Source organism: Dyella sp. (genome assembly GCF_036568765.1).
In the GTDB taxonomy this organism is placed as follows: domain Bacteria; phylum Pseudomonadota; class Gammaproteobacteria; order Xanthomonadales; family Rhodanobacteraceae; genus GSA-30.
Window position 1 is genome coordinate 1 of sequence record NZ_DATCRY010000162.1, and the last position, 8,663, is coordinate 8,663.

Genomic DNA, 8,663 nt, shown 5'->3' on the forward strand with positions numbered 1-8,663 from the left:
AGTACTGGCGCCGCCACCGCCGAAGAATTGATGGACTGAGGAGTGCCCCCTCACCCCAACCCTCTCCCCCGGCAAAGCCAGGGGAGAGGGAGCAGGTCACGCAAGTGCGAAGTATCGAGACTTGCCCCAGTCAGCTCCCTCTCCCCCGGCTTTGCCGGGGGAGAGGGTTGGGGTGAGGGGGGCTCTTCCCCCCATTAAGCCACTCCATTACAAAATCCCCAAAGCCCAAACCAGAGACCCCCATGAACCGCTTCGCCGCCTTTGCCGTCACCCTCGTCCTGGCCTGCAGCACCGCCGCGCATGCCGCCGACACGGCGCGCGCCAAGCTCGATGCGTTCGCCACCGGCCTGCATTCGCTTACTGGCAATTTCAGCCAGAGCCTGACCGATGCCAACGGCCAGCCCGGCAAATCCAGCACCGGCACGCTGGCACTCGAAGCGCCGCGTCAGTTCCGCTGGGAAACCACCGCGCCGTACAAGCAGACCATCGTGGCCGACGGCAGCCGCGTGTGGATGTACGACCCGGATCTCGAGCAAGTCACCGTACGCATCCAGAGCACCGAAGAAACACACAGCCCGCTCACCGTACTCACCGACCTCAAGCAGCTCGATCGCGGATTCAAAGTCACCGAGCAGGGCGAGCGCGATGGCCTGAGCTGGGTGCGCCTGACCTCCACCGCGAAGGACCCCCAGTTCGACTATGCCGATCTTGGCTTCGACGCCAAAGGCTTGGCGCGCATGACCTTCAAAGACCAACTGGGCGCCACCACCGACATCCGCTTCTCCAACTGGCAGCGCAATCCGTCGATCCCTGCGCAGACGTTCAACTTCGTTCCGCCCAAGGGTGCCGATGTTGTCGGCGATGCGCCGGTGATCAGCACGCAGCCCATCAAAGACTAACTTCCCTTCCTGTTCCTCATCCCGGCGTAGGCCGGGATGAGGCTGATCGCATTCCAAAAGCTACCTCCAACAACCTACCCAGGCCTTCTAAAGGTTTTTCCAACAACCCCCTGCGCTACGATCACATCAAAGCACGACCCAGCTCGCATCCCGCGCGCCGGGTAGGGGACAAGGAGATGGCATGGCTTTGCTCTGGATCGTCGTCGGTCTGGTTGTCGGTGGCTTAGCCGGTCAAAGCGTATTCGGCGCATTGGCAGGCGCTGCCATCGGTGCCATCTGGGCACGTCAATCCCATCTCGCGCGCGAACTCGCCGCCACACGTGCGCAACTGGCGCAGTTGACCGCACGCGAGCGAGCTGCCGTCGCCGAAGACATCGTGCGTCGCGCCGCGCAACCCGCACCGCCGCCAGTAGCGCCAGCCGTGACCGAGCCGCCGGCACCGCCGCCCGTCGTTCCCAAGCCGGTCACCGTCGCGCCTCCGGTGCCCACCGAACCCTCTTGGTTCGAACGCTTATGGCAGCGCGCCTGGAGTTGGTTCACCGAAGGCAACGTGCCCGTCAAAGTCGGCATCCTGGTGCTCTTCGCCGGCATTGCCGCCTTGCTCAAATATGCCGCCGACAGCGGCCTGCTGCGCTTGCCCATGAGCTTGCGTCTGAGTGCAGTAGCACTCATTGCCATTGCCGGTCTGGCCTTCGGTTGGCGCCAGCGCGATCGGCGCCGTGTCTTCGCGCTATCGGTGCAAGGCGGCGCTATCGGCGTATTGATCATCGTCACCTTTGCCGCCTTTCGCCTGTATCAGCTGATTCCTGCCGGTGCGGCGTTCGCGATATTGCTCGTGCTTACTGCGGGTATCGGCCTGCTCGCCGTGCTGCAGGATGCGCTCGCACTGGCCATGCTCGGCCTGATCGCCGGCTTCGCCGCACCGATCCTGGTTTCCACCGGCGCGGGCAGCCATGTGGTGCTCTTCAGCTACTACGCGCTGCTCAACCTGGCGATCCTCGGCATTGCCTGGAAACGCGCGTGGCGTGTGCTCAACCTTCTCGGCTTCATCGCCACCTTCGGCATCGGTACCGCCTGGGGCGTACTCAAATACCAGCCCGGACTGTTTGCCAGCACCGAACCCTTCCTGGTGCTCAATTTCCTGTTCTACCTGATCATCCCTTGGCTGCACGTACTACGCGCACCGGCAGATCGCCGCTTGGTGATCGACGGCAGCCTGATGTTCGGCAATCCGCTCGCCAGCCTGTTGTTGCAAGGTGCCTTGCTCTCATGGGATGCGCGTGCGATGGCGTTCTCGGCGCTGATCGCTGCAGCGATATACATCGCGTTTGCTTTCGCCTTGCGCAAGCATCCGGCCATGCATTTGCTGCGCGAAACCTGGGCAGTACTGGCCGTGGCCTTCGCCACCCTGGCCGTACCGCTGGGCCTCAGCGCCAATGTCACAGGCGCCATCTTTGCGCTGGAAGGCGCCGGTCTGGTGTGGTTCGGCATGCGCCAGCAGCGCGCGTGGATGGGCTACGCCGGTATCGGTTTGCAATTGGCGGCCGCCACGGCCTTGCTGCTCTCGCATGTCTTCACCATGACGCCGAGCGAAGCCTTGCCCTTGCTCGACCGCGATTTCATCGGTGCCATGTTGCTCGTCCTTGCAGGTGTCGTTAGTGCATGGCTGTTCGTGCGCAGCGATGGTGGGCGCACATCGCATCGAATGTTTGCGCTCGCGTTCTATCTCTGGGCCATGCTCTGGTGGCTGATCGGCTGGGGTGGCGAGATAGGCCGCATCGAGCAAGTCGGTGCCGTATTTGCCGCCTGGGTAGCCTTGTTCGCCGTCACCGCGCTGCTGGTGGCACATGCAGCGCTGCGCTGTCGCGTGCATGAACTGGGTTTCGCCTTGCGCTACAGCGTGCCGGCGGCGCTCGGCGCCGTGACCTTGGTCCTGATCGCATCGGCCTACCTGGATCGGCCGCTGGCCGGCTGGAACCTGGCGGCTGTCGCACTGGCCGCCGCGCTGGGCTGGCTCACCCTGGTCGCACAGCGTGACATGGGCCTCAGTGCGGTACTGAGTCAGCTCGCCTGGCTGTGGCGCTGGATTGTCATCGCCATGCTTGCGGTGAAATGGGCGCTGGACGGCGTGCGCTGGTTGTCCCCCAGTTGGATCATGGCCGCGTTGCTGGTCCCCGCACTAGTCGTGCTGACGATCCTGCTATGGCGTCCGCGCACGATCGCATCGCCATTGCACGCATTGTTGCCGGCATGGCGCACCCCCATGATCTATAGCCTGCTCGCGCCGCTGGTCGTACTGGCCGTCGGCTTGCTCTTCGTCGGCGGTAGCGCTGCACCGGTGCGCTACATGCCGTTGCTCAATCCCCTGGAGCTGACCTGGCTTGCCATCGCCGTGTGCGTCGCGCGCTGGCTGGCCGATCCCGCGGTGCCCGTGTGGTTGCGTGGCCATCGTGCCGTCATCGGTGCCGCTGCCTTGCTGCTGTTCGCCACCAGCGCGGCATTGCGTGCCGTGCACCAGTTGGCCGATGTGCCCTGGGACGATCGACTGGCGCATTCGAGCATTGCCCAGATGACACTCACCCTCGTATGGAGCGTGCTGGGCCTGCTGGCCTGGGTACTCGGCTCGCGCCGCGGCAAGCGCTTGTTGTGGCTGGCCGGTGCGATCCTGATGGGCGTGGTGCTGGCCAAGTTGCTGCTCGTCGATCGCGCGCAACTGGGCAACCTGTTCGGCATCGGCTCGTTCATCGCCTACGGTGTGCTTTGCACCATCATCGGCTATCTCGCACCCGCGCCACCGCGGCAGCCATCGCCATCCATTGCCAAGGAGGAGGGCACTCATGCGCCTTGATTCACGCCTGTTCGCACTGGCCTTGCTGCTGCCGGCATGCGCCGCGCACGCCAGCGCACAGACCGACTACGCCTATGCGTTCGCGCTCGATACGGCCACGCCGGGCGAAGCCTACCGCGTGCAGCTGACGCCAGCGGTGTATGCCGTGCTCAACGCCAGGGCGAGTCTCGGCGATATCGTCGTGGTCAACCGCGAAGGCCGGCCCGTGCCATTTGGCGCGTTACCCGTCGATCCTCCCGTGACCCAGGATGTCACGCTACAAACGCGACTGCTGGCCGTGCCGCCGACGAACGGCGCGGAGATCGTGCGCGTCGAGCGCAACGCCAGCGGCAACATTGTCATCGATACCTCCGCACCCTCTGCGCGAGGCAAGCCAACGCAGTGGCTGATCGATGCCGGTCATGCGCTCGGCCCGGCGAGCATCGAACTCGATGCCGTTTCCATTCCGGACGATTTCCAGATCCATGTCGACGTGGATGCCAGCAATGACCTGAAGACCTGGCAAAGCCGGCAGCAATCCGAAAGCCTCACGCGTGTTGGCGGTGCCGAGCAGTTGACCCTCGATGTCTCCGGCGAGCCGGCCCGTTATTACCGCATCCATCTTGTCGATGGCGACGTGGATTGGCATGCCGGACAAACGCCAAGTGTCACCGTACGCGGCTCCTACACCCAAGTCGCCGATCCGTTGGCGAACCTGCAATGGCAGTCGGCGTCGGTCGAACCAGGGCAGGGCGGCACCGACTTCGATTACCAACTGCCGGCGACGCTGCCGGTGCGAGCGGCAAAGCTCACGCTGCCATCCAGCAATGTCGCTGCACACGCCACCTTGCTCGCCGGTGAACTCGTGGACGGCAAGCAGCAGTGGCGCCCGCTCGGCGATATCGACATCGTGCGCGCCGGCGGCGACAACGGCAGTGCGACCTTGCGCTGGACCGCGCCCATGCCGGTCGCCCACCTGCGCGTGCACGTAGATACCGCATTGGCTGCGGCGCCCACGCTGACGGCGGGCTGGCAGCCGGACCAGTTCCTGTTCATGGCCGAAGGCCAGGCACCGTACCGCCTGCTTGCCGGTAGCTATGCGGCGAGGCGCGGCGACTATCCCATCGCTTCGTCGCTCGCCAAGTTACGTACCGGCCATGACGACCAGCGCTGGCTCCCGCCATTGGCGGCGGTGGGCGCACGCAGCGATGCCGGCGGCGCCACGGCCCTGCAAGCGCCCAAAGTGCCCTACGACTGGACACGTCCTGTCCTCTGGGCTGTGCTGGTGCTCGGTGCTCTGCTGATCGCCGGCATGGCCTGGAGTCTGCTCAAGTCGTCGCGGAGTAGCCGCTCGTCGTAAACTAGGGCTTCGATGTCCCTGTCACCCGCCAATTCCGGTCTCTTCCCCGAGTCCGACGCACTCAAGCCGCTAGCCGAGCGCATGCGCCCGCGCACGCTGGACGAAATCGTCGGCCAGCAGCGCGTGCTCGCTCCCGGCAAGGCCTTGCGCCGTGCGCTGGAAGCGGGACGCGTGCACTCGATGGTGCTGTGGGGCCCGCCCGGTTGTGGCAAGACCACGCTGGCCCTGCTGGTAGCGCGTTACGCCGACGCCGATTTCCGCGCCATCTCCGCCGTACTCTCGGGCCTGCCCGATGTACGCAAGGCGCTGGCGGAAGCCGAAGCCAACTTTGCGCAAGGGCGCCGCACGGTGCTGTTCGTCGACGAGGTGCACCGCTTCAACAAGGCGCAGCAGGATGCGTTCCTGCCGCATATCGAGCGTGGCGTCATCATCTTCATTGGCGCCACCACCGAGAACCCCTCGTTCGAGCTCAACTCCGCGTTGCTGTCGCGTTGTCGCGTGCACGTGCTCGAAGCCGTCTCCGTCGACGACATCGTCGCCGCGCTCAAGCGCGCGCTCGTCGATACCGAGCGCGGCCTGGGCGAGCTTGAACTGAAAGTATCGGACGAGTCGCTGCAACTGATTGCCCAGGCCGCCGACGGTGACGTGCGCCGCGCGCTCACGCTGTTGGAAATCGCCTCGGAACTGGCCGCCGACAACACCATCGACGAAACCACACTCACGCAGGTGCTGGCCGATCGTACGCGCCGTTTCGACAAAGGCGGCGAGCAGTTCTACGACCAGATCTCGGCCCTTCACAAATCCGTGCGTTCGTCCGATCCGGATGCGGCCGTGTACTGGCTGACACGCATGCTCGACGGCGGCGTCGATCCGCTTTATCTCGCTCGCCGCATGACGCGCATGGCGGTGGAAGATATCGGCCTGGCCGAACCGCGCGCATGGCGCATGGCGCTCGATGCATGGGACACGTACGAGCGCCTGGGTAGTCCCGAAGGCGAGCTTGGCCTGGCGCAGTTGGCCATCTGGCTGGCCATCGCGCCCAAGAGCAATGCGGCGTACATGGCGTACAACCAGGCGCGTGCCGTCGTTTCGCAAACGGGCACGCTCGAAGTGCCCATGCATCTGCGCAATGCACCGACCAAGCTGATGAAAGGCTTGGGCTACGGCAAGGATTACCAATACGACCACGACGCCGAAGGCGGCATCGCCCTCGACCAGCAATGCCTGCCCGATGCGCTCGACGGCATGGTGTTCTATGAGCCTGTGGATCGCGGGCTGGAGATCAAGCTTCGCGAAAAACTCACTGCGTTGCGCGAAGCGCGCAAACAAGCGCGCAAGAAGTAAAAGCCCCCCTCACCCCGACCCTCTCCCCCGGCAAGCCAGGGGAGAGGGAGCAGGCCGCGCAAGTGCGCAACATCAAGGCTCGCCTCAGTAGGCTCCCTCTCCCCTGGCTTCGCCGGGGGAGAGGGTCGGGGTGAGGGGGGCTCTTCAACCACTCAGCGAGATAAATCACTCCCCAAGACCCGCCCCAACTCGACAAACAATCCCTTCCGCCGCTCCTCAGGCCACCGCGACCCCGTCAAAAACGCCGCAACAATCACCACCCGCCCATCCGCAAACCGCACCACACCGATATCGTTATACGCAGGCGTCATCCCATCGAACGTGCCCGATGTTCCGCCCTTATGCGCAAACGTCGCCCCTTCGGCCAGCCCAGCCTCGATCCGCACCGGTGACGTATGCGTCATCAATGCCAGCAATTGCTTCGTTCCATCCTTCGACAACAATTGCCCTGTCCACAATTTCTGCAAAAACATCACGGCGGCCACCGGCGTCGCCGTATCGCGCGGATCGCTCATATACGCAGCCACGCCACGCCGAATGCGCTTCGCCGCATCCGCTTTTGTTTCGCCAGCGGGCGTCGTGCCATCGGCACTCAGCCCCAACGTATCGTTATAAATCTCACCCTCGCCCCGATCGCTGCGTATTCCCGCAATGCCATGCGCGCGCAAGAACCCCGTCAACTCACCCGGTCCGCCCACCGCACGCAACAACACGTCGGCTGCCGTGTTATCGCTCTCGCTTACCGCCAGCCGCAGCAACTCGCGCAAACTGAAACTCGCACTCTCCCCTCGAAACGCATCGGCAATCGGGCTGCGCCCATGCCGCAAATCCGCCCGCGTAAGCACTACCGTCTGCTCCAGCGACAACTCCCCGCGTTCCACCTTCGACAGCACCAAGGCCCCCAGCGGCGCCTTGAACACACTCATCATCGGATAACCGCGATCGGCATTGACCTGCCAATGCCTACCGTCGGATAGATCCAACACCGCCACACCCAACGTCGCCGGCTTGACGCGCTGCGCCATCCGATCCAACTGCAACTGGACAGTATCCTGCGCCCGCGCCGGCAAACCGGTCAGCATCAGGCAGACCAATAAAAGCGTGGCGAGCAAACGTGGTGGTGCCATCGGCAAAATCCCCTGGTGAATATTCAACGCGCATGCATACCGCGTCGCCCAGTTGGCAGTATGGCTGGTTCATTGCAATTCGCGGGCGGGCAGGGCTTCCCTAGACCATACAGCTGGTTGCGATGCGTCGCACGGACCCTCTAGATTGCAGCCACCATCGATACGACGGGGAGAGCGGATCATGCGCGTACTTATTGCAGGCATTATGGGCGGTATCGTGATGTTTATCTGGGGTGCCATCGCCCACATGGCCTTGGGGCTAGGCAATATCGGCATCCATCAGCCGATCAACGAAGACGCCGTATTAAGCAGCCTGCGCCCCGGCCTGGGCCAGGAAGCGGGCATCTACATCCTGCCGACCTTCGACCCGGCCAAGATGTCCGACAAGGCCGCCATCCAGGCCTACTCGCAGAAAGCCGTCGCCTCGCCCTACGCCTGGATCGTCTACATGCCCCAGGGCGAAGACGGCATGCAGATGACCCCGAACCTGATAAAGCAGTGGGTCTCCGATACGCTGGCCGCCATCGCCCTGGCCTTCGTCATGGCCCTGGCCGCCTTTAGCTTCAGCAAGCGCATCAGCATTGCCATCGTGGCCTCGATATTCGCCTGGCTAAGCCTGATGGTGCCGTACTGGAACTGGTACCGCTTCCCGCTCAACTTCACCGTAGCGACCCTGGTCGAGGAAGTCATCGGCTGGATCCTGGCCGGCGCCCTCATGGCCTGGTGGCTGGGACGTCGCAGCAAGGCGGCGTGATTAGCGGAGGGAGCAACTGTCTTGATTATGCCTGAGTGAGTAAGGCATCAAGCATACGTGCTGTCCGCTCCTCTCCCTGCAAGCACCCTGTAAACGAGGGAGGGGGCAGGCTACGCAAGTGCGAAGTATTGAGGCTCGCACCAGTAGGCTCCCTCTCCCCTAGCTTTGCTGGGGGAGAGGGCCGGGGTGAGGGGGTAACGCCGCAAGCTCCCTCACGAAGGATCGTTTCGAGACATCCAGCATCGTTACTCCCAGCGCTAAACACCCGCACAACTACCCCCATTTGCGGCCCCCGCACCCCCCAGCGATAATTCCTCGTTCAAGCCCCCATTGGACGAGATCATGCTGGACC

Annotated in this window: 6 protein-coding genes; 5 read left to right on the plus strand and 1 reads right to left on the minus strand. The window is 64.0% G+C overall.

The features are described 5' to 3' along the window. Positions 1–242: 242 nt before the first annotated feature. The 4 genes from lolA to VIM98_RS11380 all read left to right on the plus strand — a co-directional run bounded on the left by lolA (position 243) and on the right by VIM98_RS11380 (position 6,430). Entirely contained in the window at positions 243–899 is a 657-nt protein-coding gene (gene lolA / locus VIM98_RS11365; protein ID WP_331993223.1) for an outer membrane lipoprotein chaperone LolA, read from the plus strand. A gap of 181 nt (positions 900–1,080) precedes the next feature. Then, positions 1,081–3,747, plus strand: a complete 2,667-nt coding sequence (locus VIM98_RS11370; RefSeq protein ID WP_331993224.1) for a DUF2339 domain-containing protein — start codon at positions 1,081–1,083, stop codon at positions 3,745–3,747. Further along, a complete protein-coding gene (locus VIM98_RS11375) occupies positions 3,737–5,086 on the plus strand; it encodes a DUF3999 family protein (RefSeq protein WP_331993225.1) in 1,350 nt (449 codons plus the stop codon). Before VIM98_RS11370 ends, VIM98_RS11375 begins: the two co-directional genes overlap by 11 nt. Before the next feature lie 12 nt (positions 5,087–5,098). Continuing rightward, positions 5,099–6,430 (plus strand): replication-associated recombination protein A, encoded by a 1,332-nt coding sequence (locus tag VIM98_RS11380; RefSeq protein ID WP_331993226.1) that lies wholly within the window; start codon positions 5,099–5,101, stop codon positions 6,428–6,430. 152 nt (positions 6,431–6,582) lie between these two features. Here VIM98_RS11380 and bla read toward each other — a convergent pair whose 3' ends face one another. Next, a complete protein-coding gene (bla, locus tag VIM98_RS11385; protein WP_331993227.1) occupies positions 6,583–7,557 on the minus strand; it encodes a class A beta-lactamase in 975 nt (324 codons plus the stop codon). Positions 7,558–7,738: 181 nt separating this feature from the next. Between bla and VIM98_RS11390 the strand changes: the two genes are divergently transcribed. Continuing rightward, positions 7,739–8,311, plus strand: coding sequence for a hypothetical protein (locus VIM98_RS11390; RefSeq protein WP_331993228.1), 573 nt, complete (start codon positions 7,739–7,741; stop codon positions 8,309–8,311). Positions 8,312–8,663 lie beyond the last annotated feature (352 nt).

Excerpts from the sequence above, each read along its gene's own strand:
- lolA (WP_331993223.1), top strand. The coding sequence starts at position 243 with ATGAACCGCTTCGCCGCCTTTGCCGTCACCCTCGTCCTGGCCTGCAGC.
- VIM98_RS11370 (WP_331993224.1), top strand. The coding sequence starts at position 1,081 with ATGGCTTTGCTCTGGATCGTCGTCGGTCTGGTTGTCGGTGGCTTAGCC.
- VIM98_RS11375 (WP_331993225.1), top strand. The coding sequence starts at position 3,737 with ATGCGCCTTGATTCACGCCTGTTCGCACTGGCCTTGCTGCTGCCGGCA.
- VIM98_RS11380 (WP_331993226.1), top strand. The coding sequence starts at position 5,099 with ATGTCCCTGTCACCCGCCAATTCCGGTCTCTTCCCCGAGTCCGACGCA.
- bla (WP_331993227.1), bottom strand. The coding sequence starts at position 7,557 with ATGGCACCACCACGTTTGCTCGCCACGCTTTTATTGGTCTGCCTGATG.
- VIM98_RS11390 (WP_331993228.1), top strand. The coding sequence starts at position 7,739 with ATGCGCGTACTTATTGCAGGCATTATGGGCGGTATCGTGATGTTTATC.